Origin of the sequence: Nocardia sp. NBC_00511 (assembly GCF_045161165.1) — a bacterium.
Lineage (GTDB): Bacteria > Actinomycetota > Actinomycetes > Mycobacteriales > Mycobacteriaceae > Nocardia.
In genome coordinates, this window is record NZ_CP107849.1 from 5,729,261 (window position 1) to 5,749,571 (window position 20,311).

Annotated in this window: 19 protein-coding genes and 1 pseudogene; 14 read left to right on the forward strand and 6 right to left on the reverse strand. The window is 67.6% G+C overall.

What is annotated here, in order from left to right:
* Positions 1 to 40: 40 nt before the first annotated feature.
* Positions 41 to 1,327, reverse strand: coding sequence for a phosphopyruvate hydratase (eno, locus tag OG300_RS26950; protein ID WP_405485828.1), 1,287 nt, complete (start codon positions 1,325 to 1,327; stop codon positions 41 to 43).
* A gap of 175 nt (positions 1,328 to 1,502) precedes the next feature.
* The gene (locus OG300_RS26955) at positions 1,503 to 2,291 is read right to left on the reverse strand and encodes a lytic transglycosylase domain-containing protein (protein WP_405485829.1); all 789 of its coding nucleotides are present in this window, start codon (positions 2,289 to 2,291) and stop codon (positions 1,503 to 1,505) included.
* Between the two features lie 336 nt (positions 2,292 to 2,627).
* Between OG300_RS26955 and OG300_RS26960 the strand changes: the two genes are divergently transcribed.
* The 6 genes and pseudogenes from OG300_RS26960 (at position 2,628) to OG300_RS26985 (ending at position 9,935) form a co-directional block, all read left to right on the forward strand.
* Positions 2,628 to 3,614: a TauD/TfdA family dioxygenase gene (locus OG300_RS26960; RefSeq protein WP_405485830.1), complete on the forward strand. Its 987-nt coding sequence runs from the start codon at positions 2,628 to 2,630 to the stop codon at positions 3,612 to 3,614.
* A gap of 23 nt (positions 3,615 to 3,637) precedes the next feature.
* Positions 3,638 to 4,600, forward strand: coding sequence for an ornithine cyclodeaminase family protein (locus tag OG300_RS26965; RefSeq protein ID WP_405498691.1), 963 nt, complete (start codon positions 3,638 to 3,640; stop codon positions 4,598 to 4,600).
* Between the two features lie 46 nt (positions 4,601 to 4,646).
* Entirely contained in the window at positions 4,647 to 6,005 is a 1,359-nt protein-coding gene (locus OG300_RS26970) for a Y4yA family PLP-dependent enzyme (protein ID WP_405485831.1), read from the forward strand.
* Positions 6,006 to 6,064: 59 nt separating this feature from the next.
* A pseudogene (locus OG300_RS26975) lies at positions 6,065 to 7,102 on the forward strand (PLP-dependent cysteine synthase family protein); the annotation flags it as partial.
* Between the two features lie 350 nt (positions 7,103 to 7,452).
* Positions 7,453 to 8,850 (forward strand): MATE family efflux transporter, encoded by a 1,398-nt coding sequence (locus tag OG300_RS26980; protein WP_405485832.1) that lies wholly within the window; start codon positions 7,453 to 7,455, stop codon positions 8,848 to 8,850.
* A gap of 131 nt (positions 8,851 to 8,981) precedes the next feature.
* Complete coding sequence (locus OG300_RS26985) at positions 8,982 to 9,935, forward strand: phosphodiesterase (protein WP_405485833.1); 954 nt, start codon at positions 8,982 to 8,984, stop codon at positions 9,933 to 9,935.
* Between the two features lie 208 nt (positions 9,936 to 10,143).
* Here the strand turns inward: OG300_RS26985 and OG300_RS26990 are convergent, their stop codons facing one another.
* Entirely contained in the window at positions 10,144 to 10,533 is a 390-nt protein-coding gene (locus OG300_RS26990; protein WP_405485834.1) for a hypothetical protein, read from the reverse strand.
* A gap of 336 nt (positions 10,534 to 10,869) precedes the next feature.
* On the opposite strand from OG300_RS26990, the gene OG300_RS26995 reads away from it, so the two are divergent.
* The 4 genes from OG300_RS26995 to OG300_RS27010 all read left to right on the forward strand — a co-directional run bounded on the left by OG300_RS26995 (position 10,870) and on the right by OG300_RS27010 (position 14,291).
* Positions 10,870 to 12,606: a hypothetical protein gene (locus tag OG300_RS26995; RefSeq protein WP_405485835.1), complete on the forward strand. Its 1,737-nt coding sequence runs from the start codon at positions 10,870 to 10,872 to the stop codon at positions 12,604 to 12,606.
* A gap of 80 nt (positions 12,607 to 12,686) precedes the next feature.
* Entirely contained in the window at positions 12,687 to 13,265 is a 579-nt protein-coding gene (locus OG300_RS27000; RefSeq protein ID WP_405485836.1) for a TetR/AcrR family transcriptional regulator, read from the forward strand.
* A gap of 63 nt (positions 13,266 to 13,328) precedes the next feature.
* Entirely contained in the window at positions 13,329 to 13,682 is a 354-nt protein-coding gene (locus OG300_RS27005) for a VOC family protein (RefSeq protein WP_405485837.1), read from the forward strand.
* An 84-nt stretch (positions 13,683 to 13,766) separates the two neighbouring features.
* Positions 13,767 to 14,291 (forward strand): nuclear transport factor 2 family protein, encoded by a 525-nt coding sequence (locus tag OG300_RS27010; RefSeq protein ID WP_405485838.1) that lies wholly within the window; start codon positions 13,767 to 13,769, stop codon positions 14,289 to 14,291.
* A gap of 9 nt (positions 14,292 to 14,300) precedes the next feature.
* Here OG300_RS27010 and OG300_RS27015 read toward each other — a convergent pair whose 3' ends face one another.
* The gene (locus OG300_RS27015) at positions 14,301 to 15,116 is read right to left on the reverse strand and encodes a sugar phosphate isomerase/epimerase family protein (RefSeq protein WP_405485839.1); all 816 of its coding nucleotides are present in this window, start codon (positions 15,114 to 15,116) and stop codon (positions 14,301 to 14,303) included.
* A gap of 111 nt (positions 15,117 to 15,227) precedes the next feature.
* On the opposite strand from OG300_RS27015, the gene OG300_RS27020 reads away from it, so the two are divergent.
* Entirely contained in the window at positions 15,228 to 16,406 is a 1,179-nt protein-coding gene (locus OG300_RS27020) for a cytochrome P450 (protein WP_405485840.1), read from the forward strand.
* A gap of 8 nt (positions 16,407 to 16,414) precedes the next feature.
* Here OG300_RS27020 and OG300_RS27025 read toward each other — a convergent pair whose 3' ends face one another.
* Positions 16,415 to 16,774, reverse strand: coding sequence for an Rv2640c family ArsR-like transcriptional regulator (locus OG300_RS27025; RefSeq protein WP_405485841.1), 360 nt, complete (start codon positions 16,772 to 16,774; stop codon positions 16,415 to 16,417).
* Positions 16,775 to 16,874: 100 nt separating this feature from the next.
* Here OG300_RS27025 and OG300_RS27030 point away from each other — a divergent pair, with 100 nt between their 5' ends.
* From OG300_RS27030 to OG300_RS27040, 3 genes are all read left to right on the forward strand, one after another.
* Complete coding sequence (locus tag OG300_RS27030; RefSeq protein WP_405485842.1) at positions 16,875 to 17,444, forward strand: ArsI/CadI family heavy metal resistance metalloenzyme; 570 nt, start codon at positions 16,875 to 16,877, stop codon at positions 17,442 to 17,444.
* 78 nt (positions 17,445 to 17,522) lie between these two features.
* Positions 17,523 to 18,254 carry an aquaporin gene (locus OG300_RS27035; protein ID WP_405485843.1) on the forward strand — a complete coding sequence of 244 codons (732 nt, stop codon included), beginning with the start codon at positions 17,523 to 17,525 and terminating at the stop codon, positions 18,252 to 18,254.
* Complete coding sequence (locus OG300_RS27040; RefSeq protein WP_405485844.1) at positions 18,251 to 18,664, forward strand: arsenate reductase ArsC; 414 nt, start codon at positions 18,251 to 18,253, stop codon at positions 18,662 to 18,664. Before OG300_RS27035 ends, OG300_RS27040 begins: the two co-directional genes overlap by 4 nt.
* Positions 18,665 to 18,669: 5 nt before the next feature.
* On the opposite strand, the gene OG300_RS27045 is transcribed toward OG300_RS27040, so the two are convergent.
* Entirely contained in the window at positions 18,670 to 20,265 is a 1,596-nt protein-coding gene (locus OG300_RS27045) for a GMC family oxidoreductase (protein WP_405485845.1), read from the reverse strand.
* Positions 20,266 to 20,311: the final 46 nt, after the last annotated feature.

Below are 20,311 nucleotides of genomic sequence, written 5' to 3' on the forward strand. Positions count from 1 at the left end.
ATTCAGCCGATGGTTCTCAACTCCGCGAGGCACCGATTATTCAGCCTTCGAACGTGAATCGCTGGAAGGCGGCGTCACCGGCGTAGCGCGCCGAGTCGCCGAGGGCGTCCTCGATACGCAGCAGCTGGTTGTACTTGGCCACGCGCTCGGAGCGAGCGGGCGCGCCGGTCTTGATCTGACCGGAGCCGACGGCCACGGCCAGGTCGGCGATGGTGGTGTCCTCGGTCTCGCCGGACCGGTGGCTCATCATCGTCTTGTAGCCGTTGCGGTGGGCCAGGTCGACCGCGTCCAGGGTCTCGGTCAGGGTGCCGATCTGGTTGACCTTCACCAGGAGTGCGTTGGCCGCGCCCTTGGCGATGCCCTCCTCCAGGCGGTCCGGGTTGGTGACGAACAGGTCGTCGCCGACCAGCTGCACCTTCTCGCCGACCAGGTCGGTGAGCGAGACCCAGCCGTCCCAGTCGTCCTCCGACAGCGGGTCCTCGATGGAGACCAGCGGGTACTGGCCGAGCAGCTCGGCGTAGAACTGGCTCATCTCCTCGGCGGAACGCACCGCGCCCTCGAACTTGTAACCCTGTCCGGTGGTGTAGAACTCGGTGGCCGCGACGTCCAGAGCCAGCGCGATATCGGTGCCCAGCTTGTAGCCGGCCTTCTCGATCGCGGAGGAGATCAGGTCCAGCGCGGCCTTGGTCCCGGCGACGTCCGGCGCGAAGCCGCCCTCGTCACCCAGACCGGTGGCCAGGCCCTGAGCCTTCAGCACCGACTTCAGCGTGTGGTAGACCTCGGCACCCCAGCGCAGCGCCTCCTTGAAGGTGGGCGCGCCGATCGGGGCGATCATGAATTCCTGCACGTCCACACCGGTGTCGGCGTGTGCGCCACCGTTGAGGATGTTCATCATGGGGACGGGCAGCACGTGGGCGTTCGGGCCGCCGACGTAGCGGAACAGTTCCAGGCCCGAGGATTCGGCGGCGGCGCGGGCCACGGCCAGCGACACACCCAGCAGGGCGTTGGCGCCCAGGCGCGACTTGTCCGGCGTGCCGTCCAGGTCCAGCAGGGTCTGGTCGACGGTGCGCTGCTCGACGGCGTCGAGACCGATCACGGCCGGGGCGATCTCGTCGAGGACACCCTCGACGGCCTTCTGCACACCCTTGCCCTGGTAGCGATCGCCACCGTCACGCAGCTCGACGGCCTCGTGCTCACCGGTGGACGCACCGGAGGGCACGGCCGCACGAGTGAGGGTGCCGTCGTCGAGAGCGATCTCGACCTCGACAGTGGGATTGCCCCGAGAATCCAGGATCTCGCGAGCTCCGACCTGTTCGATGATGGCCACGAAACGACACTCCTTCGGCTGCTGACTCGGCAGGTCGCACGGGGATCCCGTGCGCCAAAAGCCTAACGTGCCGATCTCACGCGGACACATCCCCCCATCGGCGAGCCCGCAAGATATACGCACCCGGCAATGGGTCGTGACGCCGGTGAAGCGGCCGTAACCGGCACGTGAAGCGTCAGACTCGGCGGCCCACGCTGTACGCGGCGGCGCGATAGCGGACGGTGTTCATGTAGCTGGTGGATTGGTTGTAGGTCATCAGCGCCTGCTGCCATCCGGGAGCGGCGGTGAGGTCGCCACCCATCGCGCACAGGTAGCGGGCGGCGGTCAGCGAGGCGTCGTCGATATTGTCGGGATCGCTCTTGCCGTCGCCGTTGGCGTCGACGCCCCAGCGCTGCCAGGTCTCCGGGATGAACTGGAACGGGCCCATCGCCCGCACGTAGATCGGATCGGCGTCGGTGGACCCGGCATCGAGGATGCGGGCGCGCCCGGGCGAACCGTCCAGTGCCAGACCACGAATCGGCGGCGACACGGTGCCGTCGTCGGCCAGATGCGAACCACCGTGCGAACCGTGCTGGCTCTCCACGCTGGCGATCCCGGCGAGAGTGGTCCAGCGGATGCCACATTCGGGCTTGGACCGGCCCATCACCGCCGCCGCGTACCCGTACGCCTCGAGCGCGGTGATCTGAATACCGGTCGAGGACGACTGCTCGGCCGCCCAGTCGTGCAGCTGAATCGCGCTGCGCCCCGGCGCATCCAGATCGATGGCGGGCAGCGGCGCGCCCGCCCCGGGCGGCATGTCGTCGGGCACCGGCACGAGATGCTCTGTGCCGCAAGCGGTCAGCACCGCGAGGGCAACCGCGGCACCCAGCAGCCCGGCCCGGGTCGTCCGGACGCGGGCGCGGGTCGGTCGTTTTCGTAGGTGCACGGCTGCTCGTTCGCGCAGCGGCACAGGCTGGGTACGCACTCCACTCATCATCCAGATTCATCGGGTCCCCGACCAGCGACGTTGCTCCGACGCGCGCCGGACGGCTGCCCAGTTCGCGAGAGTCGCGAACCCTGAACGAGTTCGGTTACCCTCCCGGCTAGCATTTGATACCTATCAGCTATCTTTTTAACACGCCCTTAGGTAAGCCTTGCCAAATTAATTTGGGGCGCATACGGTTGCCCGAGCCCTGTCCCCGCCCGAGCCAGGAAGGCCTTCCACTTGGTGAAAAGCGTTCTCTCCGAACGTCAGACGCTTCACCCCTCGGACATCGAACGACGCGACCTCCCCGAATCCGCGGCCCGGGCGCTGCGGCACATGGCAGCTGAGATCGCCGTCACAGTCGGTGCCAGCCCGGAGATAGCCACCACGCTCTCGCACCCGGTCCTGCTGCGTCACATCGACGCCAAGTACGGACGGCTTCCCGACGCGCTGCACGAGGCCATGCGGCCGCCCGCCACCGCGTCCGGCGTCACCGTGATCAGCAAGTTTCCGGTCGGCGACGCCGAACTCGGTCCGACGCCGCACGATTGGGGCCAGGCCTGCGCCTGGGCCGGGGACCGCGCGCGGTGCGCGTCCTCGTTCGAGCTGGACGTGGCCATGCTGTTGCTGGCCCGTTGCGCCGGTGAGCCGTTCGGCTGGGAGGGTCAGCAGGGCGGACGCCTGGTCAACAACATCGTGCCGACCCCCGGCCACGAGCACGAGCAGTCCGGCGCGAGCAGCACCACGCTGCTGAGCCCGCACACCGAGGACGCCTTCCACCCGCGCCGCGCCAACCTGCTGATGCTGGGCTGTCTGCGCAACCCGGACCTGGTCGGCACCACGGTGTCCTCGGTGCGGCGGGTGGAACTCAGTGCGGCACAACGCGACACGCTGAGCCGGGCGCAGTTGCCGATCCACCCGGACGTCTCCTACGGCAGCGCCTTCACCGACGCGCCCGCACCGCCGGTGACCACCCTCGGCAGCGACGAGGGCGGGCCGACACTGCGTTTCGATCCGGCGTACACCCCCCTCGACGACGCCGACCCCGAATTCCGCTCCGCCTACCGGCATTTGGCGGACGAGCTCGAAAGGGTGTGCATCACCACCGCTTTGACCCCCGGAGAACTGCTGCTGGTGGACAATGACGTGGTGGTGCACGGGCGGGTGCCGTTCACCCCCCGCTACGACGGCACCGATCGCTGGCTCAAGCGAGTGAACATCCGGCTGCCCCAGCGACGCCGGGCCGCGGCCGAAGCCGCCGAGGACGGGTACGGCCAGCACGTGGTGGCACCGTTCCAGACGAGCCGAGGACCGAATCCGTGAATGCCAGACCAACTCCGCTGCGGATACTCAGCCGCAGCGACCTAGCCGACGTCCCGATCAGCCCGGCGGAGGTGGTGCGCGCCGTCGAGGACGCGTACGTCGCCTTCGCCGGTGGCGCGTCGGACAATCCGCGCAAGCTCAGCGTCGCCCATCCCGACGGCTGGTCGGTCGCCTACGCCATGCTCGGCCGCGACGGCCGCCGCCGGGTGGTGGCGATGAAGACCAGCTACAAGTTCGACCCGCACCACGACCGCTCCACCAAGCGGTACTACACCACCATCACGCTCTACGACGACGCCACCGGCATGCCGATCGCGATGATGGACTGCGCGCGGGTCGGCGCGCTGCGCACCCCCGCGGTGTCGGCGCTGCTGGTGCGCGAGACCGCCCGGCCCGGGGCGCGCAGCGTGCTGCTGATCGGCACCGGCACCCAGGGCCGCAACGCGCTGCCGCACCTGCTGGCCGCCAACCCGCACCTGAACCGGCTGATGCTCTACGGCACCCACCCCGAGGGCCTGGAAGCGGTGTATCGGCAACTGCTGCAACACAATCCGCAGGCCGAGCTGGAGATCGTCAGTGATCCGATCGAGGCGGCGCGGAGTGCGGACGTGGTGCTGGCCGCGGCCGGTCCCGGCACCCGGGTGGCCCTCGAGGCCAAGGATCTCGCGCCCGGCTCGACCGTGGTGCTGGTCGGCTACGGGCTGGCCCCCTCCACCCTGGTCGAGGCCGACCGGGTGGTCGCCACCAGCGCCGAGCAGATGACGCTGACCGGCACCGATATGGCCGGACCCGACGGCCGACTACGCCGGGTCGACGCCGAGCTACCCCAGATCCTCGATCATCGCGCCGTCGGCCGCCTCACCGACGACGAGCGCATCTTCGTCTACAACTCCGGCCTGGTCCTGACCGATATCGCCGTCGCGCACGCGCTCGCCAACCGGGCCATCGCCGAGGGCCGCGGAACCGAGGTTTCGCTGTGGGACTGAGGCGAATTCGGCCATTCGGCGACGGGAGAGCACGCTGACCGACACCGTGAAGACCCTGACCGTGCCGCCCGGCATCTCCGACATCACGGCCACGCCGATGCCCGCGCACCGCGACGACTGGGAGCGGCGACTGCTGCGAGACCCGAACCTGTTGCGCGACATCGCCGATCGGATCGGCGGCCCCTTCCACCTGATGTATCCCGAACGGGTCGAGCACAATATCCGCGCCTTCCAGCGCGTGTTCGATCGCAGCGGCGTGGTGGGCGCGATCTACTACGGCAAGAAGGCCAACAAGTCCCCCAGCGTGGTGCGCGCCTGCGCGAAAGCCGGTGCGGGCGTCGACGTCTCCAGCAGCGGGGAACTGCTGTCCGCGCTGCGCGGCGGGGTGTGCGGCACCGATCTGGTGGTGACCGGCCCGGCCAAAGACGATCGGCTGCTGGAACTCTCGACCACCTACGGCGCGCTGATCGCCGTCGACGATCTCGACGAGCTGGCGCGACTGACCGGGCTGGGGATCCGCTCGCGCGTGCTGCTGCGGGTGCTGCCGCCGGAGTCGCCGAGCCGCTTCGGCATGACCGTCGACGAGCTGGATCTGGCCCTGACCCTCGCGGATCCGGACGCGATTCGCCTGGAGGGCTTCAGCTTCCACCTCTCCGGCTATGCCGCGGAGCCGCGCGCGGAGCTGGCGGGCGCGCTCATCGACCGGTGCCGGGAGGCGCGCGGGCTCGGGCATCCGATCACCACCATCTCGATCGGCGGCGGGTTCGGGGTCGACTATCTGCCCGCCGACGCCTGGGAGACCTTCCTCGACGGCGTGAACCCGCGCTGGTTCCACGGCGATCGCGCGCCCCATCCGGAGCGGTACTACCCCTATCACTGCCCCGTGCCCGGTCCGGCCATGCTGGCCGCGGTGCTGTCGCACGAGAATCTGGGATATCGCCTGCGGGAGGCCGGGATTCGGCTGGCCATCGAGCCCGGGCGCGCGCTGCTGGATCAGGCCGGATGCAGCGTGTTCCGGGTGCAGGGCGTGAAAGTCCGCCGCGCGCACGGGATTCCGTACGCGATCCTGACCGTGAACGGGAGCAGCCTGAGCCTCTCGGAGCAGTGGTTCGACAGTGAATTCCTGCCCGACCCGGCATTGTGGCCGGAGTATCCGGGCGCCGTCACGCCGACCTGTGTGGGCGGTTCGACGTGCCTGGAAGAGGATATGCTCTCGTGGCGTCGCATTCCGCTGCCGCGTGCCGCGACAACCGACGATCTGCTGATTTACCCGAACACGGCGGGGTATCAGATGGACAGCAACGAATCGAAATTTCACGAGTTGCCCATACCGCCCAAAGTCGTGTTGCGAAATTCGGCGGACGGACGACAATTCCAGTGGGCGTCCGAGGACCCCGAAATCTGAACATCCGCGTTTCATCGCCCTCACCCGAGCTCCATCACTTTTCAAGGAGAAGCACCTCGATGCCGGTTATCGCCAGGCGTGTGTCGGAGCTGATCGGACAGACTCCACTGTTCGAACTGGCCGTCAGCCCAACGACCGGAACGCGGCTATTCCTCAAGCTCGAGACCATGAACCCCACCGGGGCGGCCAAGATTCGGATGGCGCGCGCCATGGTGCTCGACGCCGAACGGCGGCAGCTGCTGGCGCCGGGCGGGCACATTATCGAATCGACTTCGGGGAACACCGGTTTGGGGCTGGCGGTGGTGGCGCGCGAACGCGGATATCGATTCACCGCCGTCGTCGATCACCACGCCTGCGCGGCGAAACTCAATGCCATGAAGGCGATGGGCGCGCGGCTGGAATTCGTCTCCGATGAGGGCGAGGACGGGCTGGCCACCTCGGCGCGCGAGGAACGTGCGGCGGAGCTGGCGAGTCAGGAGGGGCCGGGCGCGTATTTCCCTGCGCAGCACGACAATCTGGCCAATGGCGTCGGCTATTACGCACTGGCCGAAGAACTGCTCGAGGATCTCGACAAAATAGACATTCTTCTCGGGGCGGTGGGGACCGGTGGTTCGCTGTTCGGCACCGCGCGCGGGCTGCGCGACCACGGCTGCGACCCGCGCCTGGTCGGCGTCGAACCCGAGGGGTCGATCGCGTTCGGCGGTCCCGCCCACGACTATTGGCAGTCCGGCACCGGCACCCCGCTGGGCGCGGAACCGGGCGCGCACGTCGATCAGGACCTGCATCTGATCGAGGAGAACGACCGGCTGAAGGTCTCCGACGTGGACGCCTTCGCCACCGCACGGGTGCTGGCCGCCGAACTCGGGCTGCTGATCGGCGGGTCCTCCGGCAGCTCGGTGTACGCGGCGCTGACCCGGCTGGGGAGCTACCCGGATCATTCGACCGTGGTGGTCATCATCAACGACGACGGCGAGAAGTACCTCGACACCGTCTTCGACGACGAGTGGATGAGCGACCGGGACCTGCTCGACAAGGTGCGGGAGGGCGAGATCGCGCGCCTGGTGCGCGCGCATCGGCCAGCACACCGCCCCGATCCGCGCGAGTACGCGGTGCTGCGGCATCTGAACTACGCCCTGCCCGACGAGTTCGCGCGGGCGCAGGGTCTGTCCGGGGCGAGTCTGCGCGACTACGCAGATCAGCAGGTGCCGCATCCGGAACTGCTGGAACTGCTGCGGCAGGTGGAGCTGCCCGCGCACGAGATCGGCGAGGTGCTGGCCTCCGGGCACGACGATCACGTCTATCTCGCGCTGGACAAGCACTGGCAGCGACTGACCGATCAGGCCGCACTGGTCAAGCAGGTGCTCGAGCAGCTGCGCGGGACCGGACGCGAGGACACCCACACGATTCTGGTCGCGGACAACGCACCGGTGAACGAGGCCGCCGCCAAATGATCGGCGCGCTGCGGCAATCCGACGGCAGGCAGCTGACCTCGCTGGCGACGCCCATCGCCATGACTCAGCTCGCGCAGGTGGCGGTGTCGACCACCAATATCGCGCTGATGGGCACGCTCGGCGTGCAGCAGGTGGCCGCGGGCGGGCTGGCGCTGGTGCTGTTCAACCAGATTCGCACCATGTGCGTCGGATTGATCACCGGCACCGGCAATCAGGTGGCGACCGTGGTCAGCCGCGCGGAGAAGCAGGGGCGGCGCGCCGACATCCAGGTTCGGGAGGTGGTGCGCAGCAGCTTTCTGATCGCCACCCTCGCCGGAGTGCTCGGCGGTGCGGTGCTCATCGGGCTGGGCTGGGCGCTGCGCTGGCTCGGACAGGACGCGGCGGTGCTGGCCGACGCCCGGCCGATGATGGTGGCGCTGGCACCGGGTCTGGTGCCGTGTCTGTGGTTCCAGGCATTGCGGCAGTACACGATCGGGATGCAGCGGCCGCAGGCGCTGCTGCTGGTGACGCTCGGGTCGGTGGCCTTGAATTTGGTGCTGGCACTGGCGTTCATGCACGGCTGGCTGGGGCTGCCGGAGCTCGGGCTGACCGGGATCGGGGTGGCCACCTCGCTGGTCTTCCTGATCACCTTCGGGGTGTTCTGGGCGATGGTGCGCCGGGACGCGAAACTCTCTGCGACACTGCCGATCCGGATGTGGCCGGTGCACGTGGCGACGGTGCGCGAAGAGCTGCGGCTCGGGACGCCGATCGCGCTCACCTACGGGTCCGAGGCGGGCATGTTCTCGGTGCTGGCGCTGGTGATGGGCAGTCTGGGGGCGGCGGCGCTGGCCGCGCACAACATCGTCTATCAGCTGGTGTACATCGTGTTCCAGGTGGCGATCGGGCTCTCGCACGGGGCGTCGATCCTGGTGAGCCGGGCGGTGGCGCGCGAGGAGTTCACGCACGCGCGGACGGTGGCGTGGCTGGCGCTGCGGCTGGCCGGAGTGGTCGCGCTGCTCACCGGTATCGCCTACGTGGTGGTGCCGGATCTGGTGTTGCGGCCGTTCCTGGTCGACAGCGATCCGGCGACGGTGCGGCTGGCGCACACGCTGCTGTTGATCGCGATCGTGCTGCAGTTCTTCGACGCCGCACAGAACATCGGGGTGGGGCTGCTGCGCGGGCTCAAGGACACCAAGGCCGGGTTCCGGCTGTCATTGGTCGGGTACTGGGCTGTGGGATTGCCCACTGCGTTGCTGCTCGCATTCCCCTTCCACCTGCAGGCCGCGGGGGTGTGGTGGGGACTCACCGCGGGGCTCGCGACTACCGCTGTGCTGATGCTGCGCCGCTACTTCGCCCTGCTTCATGTGCGTGAGCAGGAACATCCGCGAGTGCTGGCCGGTAGCCTCGGGCATTAGGCCGACATCCAAATCTCACCTTCCCGCAAGCATGTCGTCACTGGACACGGGCAACCTGGAAGAAACGACCTTCGCTATTCTGGCGACAAAATCGGCAAGACGAGGTCGAACCACACACGGGGAGGATGTCCGTGCACATCTCGCGAGTCGCCGAACACCCGAGGGCAGACCATGTGCTGTTCCACTTCAGCGACACCCATCTGATCGCCGCCGACGACGAGCTGTACGGCGCGGTCGACGCCGAGGCGCGGCTGTCGGCGCTGCTCGGCCAGGCCGAGGCCAGTCGGATCGCTCCGACCGCCATCGTGTTCACCGGTGATCTCACCGATCAGGGTGAGCCCGGCGCGTACCAGAAGCTGCGGGAGTTGGTGGAGCCGTGGGCCGAACGCATCGGCGCACCCGTGGTGTGGGTGGCGGGCAATCACGACGACCGGGCCACCCTGCGTGAGCACCTGCTCGGCGAAACCGGTTCCGCCGCACCGTTCGACGCGGTCCACATGTTCGACGGCCTGCGGGTGATCGCCCTGGACACCACGGTCCCCGGCCATCACTGGGGCGAGATCACCGACGCCCAATTGGCGTGGCTGCGTGACGTTCTCGCCGAACCGGCCCCCTTCGGCACCGTGCTCGCCATGCACCACCCGCCGATCCCCTGCGTCCAGGACCTGGCCGTCCTGGTGGAGCTGCGCGACCAGCGCCGCCTCGCCGACGTCCTCGACGGCACCGACGTCCGCGCCATTCTGGCAGGCCACCTGCACCTTTCGAGCACAGCCACCTTCGCGGGCATCCCCGTCTCGGTGGCGTCGGCCACCTGCTACAGCCAGGACATGGCCGCCGCCGAGGGTGGCCAGCGCGGCCGCGACGGCGCCCAAGCCTTCAACTACGTCCACATCTACCCCGACACCGTCGTCCACTCGGTGGTCCCCATCGGCCACGGCCCCACCGTCGGCCGCCCCGCCGACCCCACCGAAGCCGCCGCCCGCCTGGCCGAAGCCGGCATCGTCATCCCCCCGGCGGCCCGCATCCCACACGTCCTCCGCCGCCGGACCGAAGCCCCCGAATCCGACGGCGAGTCCATCCTCTGACCCGACCTACCGAGTCTGCCCCGGGAGCCGAAACCCCCTCCGCCGAAGGATGACCCGCCGCCCCACGTCTCCGGAGTAACCCACCACCGTCACACGTGCGCGGCGGCGATCACTCGGTGCACACCCATCGCCGGTAGTCGGCTATCCACTGCCTCCTACAAATTCGGGGGCAGTGGACACGGATCGTGTTGGCGCGGAGCCGCATCGGTCAGGCGGTGTGGAGGGCGGCGGTGAGTTTGCGGGCCATTTCGGCGGTGGCGGGGGTGGCGGGGTCGGTGGCGGCGGCGATGGCTACCTGGAGGGTGGTGCGGAAGTTTTCGGCCTCGGTGGGGTTGTGGTGGTCGAGGAGGGTGAGGGCTTCGGTGAGGGTGGGGAGGACCTGGTCGGCGAGGGCGGCTACGGTCTTGCCCTTCAGGTTGATGTCCTTGGATTTGGCGTTGAGGACGTGGCCGATCTCGCCGGTGGCGGAGGTCAGCGCGCGGGTGCCGGAGATGGCGGCCTTGCTCGGCTTGGCGGAGGCGGCGGCCAGCAGGGAGACGGCGCCGTAGGCGGCGGTGCGGATGGTGGCCTGATCCTGGGCGGTGAGGGTGACAGACATGGGGTGCTCCTTCGAAATCTGGTGTGTAGCAGTTGGGTTCGTGGTGAACCCGGTTGCTTCGATGCACTTACTTTGGCGGGGTGCGCTGACAGCGGACTGACAGTCGGCTGACACGTTCGCTGACGCGGACTTCGGGAAGCGAGGACGCGGCGGCGGTAGCAGAGGCCGGGCGGTGTGGCAAGGGCCCGGTGGTCGGATCTTCGGGTCGGAACAGTGGCCGTTGGGAGGGGTTGTCGCAGTTCAGGGTTGGTGAGACTCGGTGGCGTGAAGTGGCGAGGGATAGGGATTACAGGGTTGGTGGTGGCGATCGCGGTGAGCGGTGCGGTGGTCGCACGGATGACGAGCGATCGGAGCGTGACCGCCGCGGGGCTGCCGGAGGATTCGAATGTGGCGGTCGTGTGCGGGGATCGGCGGCCGTCGAAGGTGGATCCGGGGAGCTACGGGATGCAGAACGACGGGACGTTCCTGCATCCGGCGTCGACGTATGTGAACGAGGAGGAGAAGCACCCGTTCCGGGGTGGGGGTGCGGATCTGTTTCCGCAGACGGGCGGGTACGACCCGAACACCTACAAGAGCGACAACGTGACCGTCGAGGCGCACTACGGCGGTAAGCGGTTCACGCCGGATCCGTTCCATTCCTGGCAGAACATCGTCGATTTCGACGGGCGGCGCTACATGTTCCAGTACGACCGCAGTGAGGCTCGCGTGTACGACATCACGGATGTCAAGAACGTGCAGGTCGTGGAATCGCTGACCCGGGACGATGTCGCGGGGGTCGCCGGGAACGACGAGGCTGTCGCGAGCAAGGATTGGGCCGCGCACGACTTCTGGGGTGCTTCGACCATTCAGTGGAGCCAGAAATACGACGGCTACATCATGATTCAGAGCTTCGAGGTGAAGCGGCAGATCCCCTTCTGGCTCGGCGATACGCCGGACAAGAGCAAATACGGTGTGCCGCAGGGAGTTGCGGATGTCCGTGCCGATACCCAGCTCAAAGGCTTCAAGGTCTACAAGCTGAACGGGCCGCGCAAGAAGGACTGGCAACTGCTGGCGACGGTGAGCACCGACGAACATCAGAAGAATGCGTCGCAGCCTGATTTCAGTAAGCCGCAACAGGGTTCGGGCTCGCTGGACGTGCCGCACTGGGACGGCGGCCGCTACATGTTCATCTCGACCGCACCTAGTGACGACTGGTCACTACAGGAATACCCGACCTACCTCTACGCCAACGGTTTCCAGGTATGGGATATGGGCGATCCCGCGCAGCCCCGGCTGCTCGACACCTGGCATCGCAATGGCATGGTGCGCGGCGAGGAAGCCGCCTACCGCGGCAATCCGCGCTGCGGCAACCGGACTTCGTGGATGGGTTCGCGCAATCCGCTCTACATTCCGACTCCGATCGAAGAGGGCGGCAAGTACGGGTTCGCGGCGATGGGCGGGTTCGGCATGTCCATCATCGATATCTCGGATCCGTCGCACCTGCGGGAGGTCGGGCATCTCGACGTGCCGATGTCGGTGTCCGGCACCGAGGCCGACAATGTGGATGTCTCCCAGTTCGAGAAGACGGGAATGGTGTATCTGAGCGGATATCCGCTGTCCGAGGACTGCTACGAGCCGTACAAGGACATCTTCCAGGTCGATGCCACCGATCCCGCGAATCCGCGCATCGTCGGGCGACTGCCGCGACCCACTCCGCCGAAAGATGCTGTGGTGACGGACTTCTGCCAGCGCGGCGGCAGCTTCGGCCCGAAGCGTAGTGGGTATTACACCTCGCCCGGAGATCCGAAGAACGGACTGCTGATCTACGACTTCTACAACGCGGGTGCGCAGTTCTTCGATGTCTCGGATCCCAAGCGGCCGAAGGTCGCCGGATACTTCGCACCCCCGACCTTCGGTCCGGAAACCGACGATTGGGCGCGCAGCAATCCGACGCACGGCGTGTACATCGAGAACGACCGCAAGATCGTCTGGCTGATGACGAACGACGGGATCTACGCGCTGTCCTCGGAATCCCTTTTGGGCACACCGAATCTGGGCGCGCCGACGGTACCGTTCCGGACCAGTGCGCGGTGAGAGCCGACCCCTGCCGTGCCGACCGGATTCGCCGCGCCTATAGAGTCTAGGTTTTACCTTAGATAACGTAGGAGGGTGACGTGTCGCCTCGGGTGGGTCTGACCACGGAGCGGGTGGTCCGCGGTGCGGCGGAGCTGGCCGACGAGATCGGCTTCGAGAAGCTCACGCTCTCGGCGCTCGCCCGCCGATTCGGGGTGAAGGATCCGAGCCTGTACGTGCACGTGCGCAATCTGCACGACCTGCGGGTTCGGATCGCCCTGCTCGCCGGTACCGAACTCAACGATCGGATCGGTGCGGCCGTCGCCGGGCGCTCCGGCAAGGACGCGCTGGTGGCGTTCGCCGACGCCTATCGGTCCTACGTCCTCGAGTTCCCGGAACGCTATGCGGCCACCCAGATTCGGATGGATCCGGCCGAGGTGGCGGGCGAGCCCGCGCTGCTGCGCGGTATCGAACTCACCGCGGCGATCCTGCGCGGCTACGACCTCGGCGAGTCCGAGAGTCTGGATGCGGCCCGCCTGCTGCGCAGCACTTTTCACGGATTCGCGACCCTGGAGGCAGGCGGCGGTTTCGCCGCCTCGCGTCCCACCGGCGACTCCTGGCCGCGGATTCTCGACGCCCTGCACACCACGCTCTCGACCTGGCCGAGCTACCAGGGGTAACTGCTCAACCGACACGGGGAACAGCGTCGACCGCCCGATGGCCGATCCTGGCAGGATGACGGCATGGAACGGGTGCTGGGTATCGGCGGATATTTCCTGCGTGCGGCGGATCCCGCCGCATTGAGCGCCTGGTATCGCGACTGCCTCGGTCTGGATATCGACGCCAACGGGCTGTGGAGCCCGCAGCCCGGACCGACGGTGTTCGCGGCCTTCGATGCCGACACCGACTACTTCGGATCCCGCACCCAGCAGACCATGCTCAACTTCCGGGTCGCCGATCTCGACGCGATGCTCGCGCAATTGCGCGCCACGGGAGCCGAAGTCGCCGACGACATCCAGGAAATGGCGGGCGTGGGCCGATTCGGCTGGGTCACCGACCCCGAGGGCAACCGCATCGAACTGTGGCAGCCCGCCTGATCACCCGGCGGTGGCGGCAGGCGTCCGCTGCGTGGCGTGAATAGCCCTCTCCCGCAGTACTTCAGCAGTCATAGCGTTCGACTCATGTCGCTCGAACAGCCCTCGAACCACACCCATCAGGCTCTCGCCGCTGCCTCTGATGACGTCCCCGCCATCGTCGCCGAACTACGCGACCGCGCCGAAATCACCGACGCCCTATACCGTTTCGCCCTCGGCCAGGACTTGAAGGACAAGGACCTCTTCGCCTCCGCGTTCACCGAGGATGCCGAACTCGACTTCCGCCCCGCCGCCGCCCGCTGGGGCGCCACCCCACCCCTCATGACCGGCCGAGACACCATCGTCTCCACCATCCTCACCATGTTCACCGGCCGAGTGAACACCACCCACCAGATCACCAACCCCCGCATCACCATCAACGGCGACACCGCCCACCTGACCGCCCTCGTAGAAGCCCAGCACCTCCTGATCTCCGCCCCGGAAACCCGTGCCCTACTGAAGAACCCCTACCTCCTGGACCTGCACCGAGACGGCTCCCGCTGGCTCATCCACCGCATGCGCATCGAAAACACCTGGTACACAGGCGACCCCACCGCCATCTTCGGCAGCTGAGGGCGCTCTCTACTGCCGAGGCAGGTCGGCCAGCAAGGCCCGGGTTGCGTCGAGGCAGGGTCGCAGGCGAGCGGCGGGCGGCACTCCGGCCAGCGCCTTTGTGCGGCTCGGGACCTCGATCCCGACGATGATGTCTGCCGGGAGAACGGCCAGCAGAGCTGATAGCGGGAGTTCGCCTTCGCCGGGGACGAGGCGTTCGTACATGGCCTCTTCGGCGTAGTTGTCGAGGCGGGGGTGGAGGGTGGTGTCGCTGATCTGGGCGTAGCCGATGTCGGTCGGGTTCACAGCGGCGAGGTCGGCGACGGTGGCTCCGGAGCGGGTCAGGTGCATGGTGTCGATGAGGAGGCGGAAGTCGGGTCTGGCTACGTGATTCAGGGCGACCTGGGCGGTGGGGAGGTCTGGGATGGGGAGGCCGGGGACCGGTTCGAGGAGGGTTTCCATGCTGCGCTGGGCGGCCAGTTCGGTGACGGTGGCGAGTTGGTCGAGGGTACGGGAGAGGTCGGGGTCCAGGCCGATCGCATTGATTCGGGGGACGCCGAGGGTGGCGAGGAGATCGAGATCTGTTTGGAGAGTGCGCATGTCGAGGCCCGGGTAGAGGAGTATGCCGTCGCCGAGAGTGATCTCGACATCGCGGCCCTTCAGCGCGGCCAGTAGGTCGCGGCGCAGGGCGGCATCGTCGCGGAGGGAATAGGGCGGGTAGCCGAGGGTGGCGAGGGGCTGGAGGAAGACGGTGATGCGGCGGCAGTCGAGGTCCGCGGCCAGATCGACGAATTCGACCGGGGGTAACCCGAATACGCTGAGGGCCTCGATGGCTAGCCGATCCATCCCTCGCACTGTAGCTACAGACCGGTTGTTCCGGAGCGGGATGGTTGACTCGGCGCGGGCGGCGGGCGCACCATCAGCGCAGTGCCGTGCCGGGGTGGGAAGGGGTTCGCCGTGACCGAGAACCATCAGGAATTCTTCGATCAACTCGACTGGTTCGACGAGCGGCAGTGCGCGCGACTCGACGATGAGCTCACCTGGGCGCGGGCGCGATGTCCGGTGGTGCACACCGGATTCGGCGGCGGCATGCATGTGGTCACCCGGTACGAAGACCTGGTCACGGTGGCCGCGCATCCGGAGATCTTCAGTTCGACCATGCCCGGATTGACCTCGGTGCCGGTGGCGTTGCCGCCGATCGACGTGGACCCGCCGCTGCATCACGACTTCCGGGCGTTCCTCAACGGACCGTTCTCACGGTCCGCGCTACAGCGCTACGCGCCCGTGGTGCGGCAGCTCGCCGACGACCTGATCGACGGGTTCGCCGCGCGCGGACAGGTCGAATTCGTGAGCGAATTCGCGATCCCGTTCACCGCGGGCGCGCTGGCCAAGATCGTGCTCGACGACGACAACCCGGAGCGTCTGGCCCGTGCCGTCGACGCCGTCACCCAGGTGTCGGTGCAGAACACGCCCGAAAGTTTCGCTGCCGTAGCGGCATTGGCCGCCGAGCTGATGGCCGAACGGGTGTCGGCGCCACGCCAGGACCTGCTGCAATCCATTGTCGAGGCCACCGTCGGCGACGGGCGACCACTCACCATGGAGGAACGTCTCGGCGTCGTCACCGTGCTGCTGCTGGGCGGTCTCGACACCACCCGCGGCGTACTGGCCTACATCGCCGAATATCTGACCGAGATCCCCGACCTGGAAACACGGCTGCGCGAACCGGATTGGGCCACAGGTGATCTCGACGAGATCCTGCGCTTCACCTCGACCGTGAGCGTGATCGGCAGAGTCGTCATGGAGGACAACGACCTGCTCGGCATCCCGCTGTCCAAGGGCGACCGGGTCGCACTGCACTGGCGCTCCGGCAACCGCGACGTCACCCGATTCGACAACCCCGAACACTTGGACTTCGACCGTAATCGCAACCCGCACATCGCATTCGGAATCGGCATCCACCGCTGCGTGGGTCGTCACTTCGCCCGCATGCAGCTCGACATCGGCATCACGCGACTGCTGGACCGGCTCACCGGATTCCGCCTCGCCCCCGGCACCGAGATCCAGCGGTCGGCCGGGATCAGCGTCGGGGCACCCCGCGAACTACACCTGACCTTCGACCGCGTCACGAATCCATAGGCTTGCCGCTATCGGCAGCAGTTGGGGTCGAGAACGACACAGAGGGCGGAGAGGGCTTCGCGGCGGGGGCGGTGATAGATGTTCATGCCTCGGCGTTCCGACTCGATCAGACCCGCCTTGCGGAGCTGGCCGAGGTGATGGCTGACCGTCGATTCGGCGAGACCGACCCGTTCGGTGAGGTCGCCGGTGTTTTCACCGTCGCCGGTGCCGGCCAGCAGGTGGGACAGCAGTTTCACCCGGACCGGGTCGGCGATGGCCTTGAGGCGCAGGGCGATTTCGAGGGCGGCGGCGTCGTCGATCGGGCCTGCGGCGACGGGGGTGCAGCAGACCGGGGCGGACAGGTCGATCACGGGTAGCGCCTTGGGCATAGATCAACCCTACCGACCTTATTGACATATGTCGAAGAACTGGCGCACACTCGACCGCGCAAGCTCTTCGATATATGTCTCACAAGTGGAGGTACGGTCCATGTCCCGCGTACAGCTCGCACTCAATGTCGACAACTTGGATCAGGCAATCACGTTCTACTCGAACCTCTTTCGCGCCGAACCCACCAAGCGCAAGCCGGGCTACGCCAACTTCGCCATCGCCGAGCCGCCGCTCAAACTGGTGCTGATCGAGAACCCCGGCCGGGGCGGGAGCCTCAACCACCTGGGCGTGGAGGTCGAATCCAGCGAGCAGGTGCACGACGAGATCGCGCGCCTGTCCCAGGCCGGGATGTTCACCGAGGAGCAGATCGCCACCACCTGTTGCTTCGCCACCCAGGACAAGGTGTGGGTGACCGCGCCCGACGCCGAACGGTGGGAGGTGTACACGGTGCTGGCCGACAGCGAAACCTTCGGTACCGCACCGATTCTCGCCTCGGGAGCGGTCGCCGATGACGCGCAGGCGATGGCGGTGTGCTGCGGCGGTGCGCAGGAGGCCAGCGCCGAGGGCCCCTGCTGCGGGACCAAGGAGGAAGCTGCCGCCGAGGGCGCGTGCTGCGGCAGCGCGGCCAAGGCCGCGGCCGTCGCCGCCGACCAGCCGTGCTGCGGCTGAGCGGAGGCGAACCGTGATTGTGCGCCGGATGAAATCATTTGCACCACAGCCGACCTCGATACTGCTCGGGATGCACCGGTGACCCTGACAGCGCGGCGATTGCTCGCGGAATTCATCGGCACCGCGTTGCTGGTGTGTGTGGTTGTCGGGTCCGGTATCGCCGCCCGGCAGCTCTCCCCCGGTGACACCGGCATGCAACTGCTGGAGAACTCGACAGCCACGGTGCTCGGCCTGGGCGTCTTGATCCTGGTGTTCGGCCCGGTCTCCGGCGCACATTTCAATCCCGCTGTGTCGATGGCGGATTGGTTCGCCGGACGCCGCAACGGCACCGGCCTGAGCAGCACCGAACTCGGCGGCTACTGCCTCGCGCAGGTCGCGGGCGCGGTGGCCGGGTCGGTGCTGGCCAACATCATGTTCGACCAGGCCGCACTACAGGTGTCGACGCATCACCGCGTCACCACGGGACATCTGGTCGGCGAGGTGGTCGCCACGGCCGGGCTGATCGTGGTCATCTTCGCCCTCGCCCGATCCGGGCGGGCCGCACTCTCCGCGGCGGCGGTCGCCGCGTATATCGGTGCGGCGTACTGGTTCACCAGCTCCACCTCGTTCGCCAACCCCGCCGTCACCATCGGCCGCATCTTCTCCGACACCTTCGCCGGAATCGCACCCGCATCCGCGCCCGGGTACATCGCCGCTCAAATCATCGGCGCAGCAATCGGTCTCGGACTGATCGGACTCCTGTACCCCGACCCGAACCCGGCCGAGAACGTCGTCACACCACACCCATCGAAAGGATCGCCCCACCCATGAAGCCCACCAAACCCAGCGTGCTTTTCGTGTGCGTCCACAACGCCGGGCGTTCCCAGATGGCCCAGGGCTTCCTCACCCACCTCGCCGGTGACGCGATCGAAGTCCGTTCCGCCGGAACAACACCCGCCGAAACCATCAACCTGTCCGCCGTCGAAGCGATGGCCGAACTCGGCATCGACATCACCGCCCAGACCCCGAAAATACTCACCCCCGACACCGTGCAAACCTCCACCGTCGTCATCACCATGGGCTGCGGCGACACTTGCCCCTACTTCCCCGGCATCGACTACCGGGACTGGAAACTCGACGACCCGGCAGGCAAGGGCGTCGCCGCGGTCCGCCCCATCCGCGACGAAATCCGCTCGCTGGTAACGCAACTCATCGACGAGCTGCTGCCCGCCGGCCGCTGATCAGATCAGCCGAGGATGAGGGCGGCGGCGTGTTCGCCGATCATCATGGTGGCGGCGTTGGTGTTGCCGCCGACGATGCTGGGCATGATCGAGGCGTCGGCGACTCGGAGACCTTCGATGCCGCGTACCCGAAGGGTCGGGTCGACAACCGCGCGGTCGTCGACGCCCATGCGGCAGGTGCCCACGGGGTGATAGACGGTGGTGGCGCGGTTGGGGATCTCCGCGGCCAGGTCGGCGCGGGCGGGGTATTGGGGGCCGGGGGAGATTTCGGTGTCGACCACGTCGGCGATCGACTTGGCGGACATGACTTCTCGGGTCAGTTCCATGCCGTGCGCCAGGGTGTCGATGTCCTGCTGTTCGGCCAGGTAGTTGGGGTCGATCGCGGGGGACGCGGTGGGGTCCGGGGAGGTCAGGCGGAGGGTGCCGCGGCTCTGGGGGTAGATCATGGTGACCAGGATGGTCAGGGAGCGGCGGGGGTCGGGGACGTGGCGGATGGGGGCGTCCTGGTTGGGGCCGGGGTAGCCCCAGGGCAGCACGTGCAGTTGCAGGTCGGGGATGCCGGTCGAGTACGGGGTGCGCAGGAACGAGACCACCTCGAAGACGCTGCGGGCCAGCCAGGTGCTGTTGTTGCGCAACGACTCTCGGACGAACGCGCGGGCGAAGTAGCCCGGCGAGGAGCGGTTCACGGCGGTCGGCATCGCGAAGGACATCGGGACGAAGAGGTGGTCGTGCAGGTTGTCGCCCACCGGGAGGTCGGCGGCGACGTCGATGTCGAAGGCGCGCAGATGGTCGGCCGGGCCGATGCCCGAGAGCATCAGCAGGTGCGGGGAGCCGAAAGTGCCCGCGCTGAGGATCACTTCACGGTCGGCGCGCAGGACCTCGGTGCCGTGGTCGGTGCGGTACTCCACGCCGGTGGCTCGGCCGTTCTCGATGAGAATGCGAACCACCTGCGTATTCGGCAGCACCGTGAGGTTTTTCGGGCGATCGTCGAGGTATCCGACGGCGGTGCTGGAGCGCAGGCCATTGCTGTTGCTCTGCTGGAACAGTGACACGCCCTCCTGTTCCGCGCCGTTGTAGTCGAGATTGCGTGCCGCGCCGGTGGTTTCGGTCAGCGCCTGCATGAACGACTCGGAGGCGGGGGTCAGATCGCGGGCGCGGATCACCTTGATCGGGCCGGCGTCGCCGCGGAACTGGTTCGCGCCGTCCTCGAAGGACTCGAACTTCTTGAAGCTGGGCAGTACGTCGTCGTAGGACCAGCCGGTGTTGCCCTCGGCCGCCCAATCGTCGAAGTTGCGCCGGTTGCCGCGCACGAACACCATGCCGTTGACCGAGCTCGAGCCGCCGATCACCTTGCCGTGCGTCTGCGGAATCGTGCGACCCAGCGCGTGCTTCTGCTCGACCGTGTAGTGCCCCCAGTCGACCATCTTCTTCAACTGCGGCACGCTGTGCAGCGGACCGATCATGCCGGGCTTGCGCACCAGCCTGGTGTTGTCGCGACGCCCCGCCTCGAACAGCGTGACCGTCGCCCCCGAGTCGGCCAGCCGCCGCGCGATGATGGCCCCGGCACTCCCGGAACCGATGACGATGTAGTCAGTAGCCACGATCAGCCCTTCCGCCCACACAGTCCCACCGCGAGTCACCGGCAAA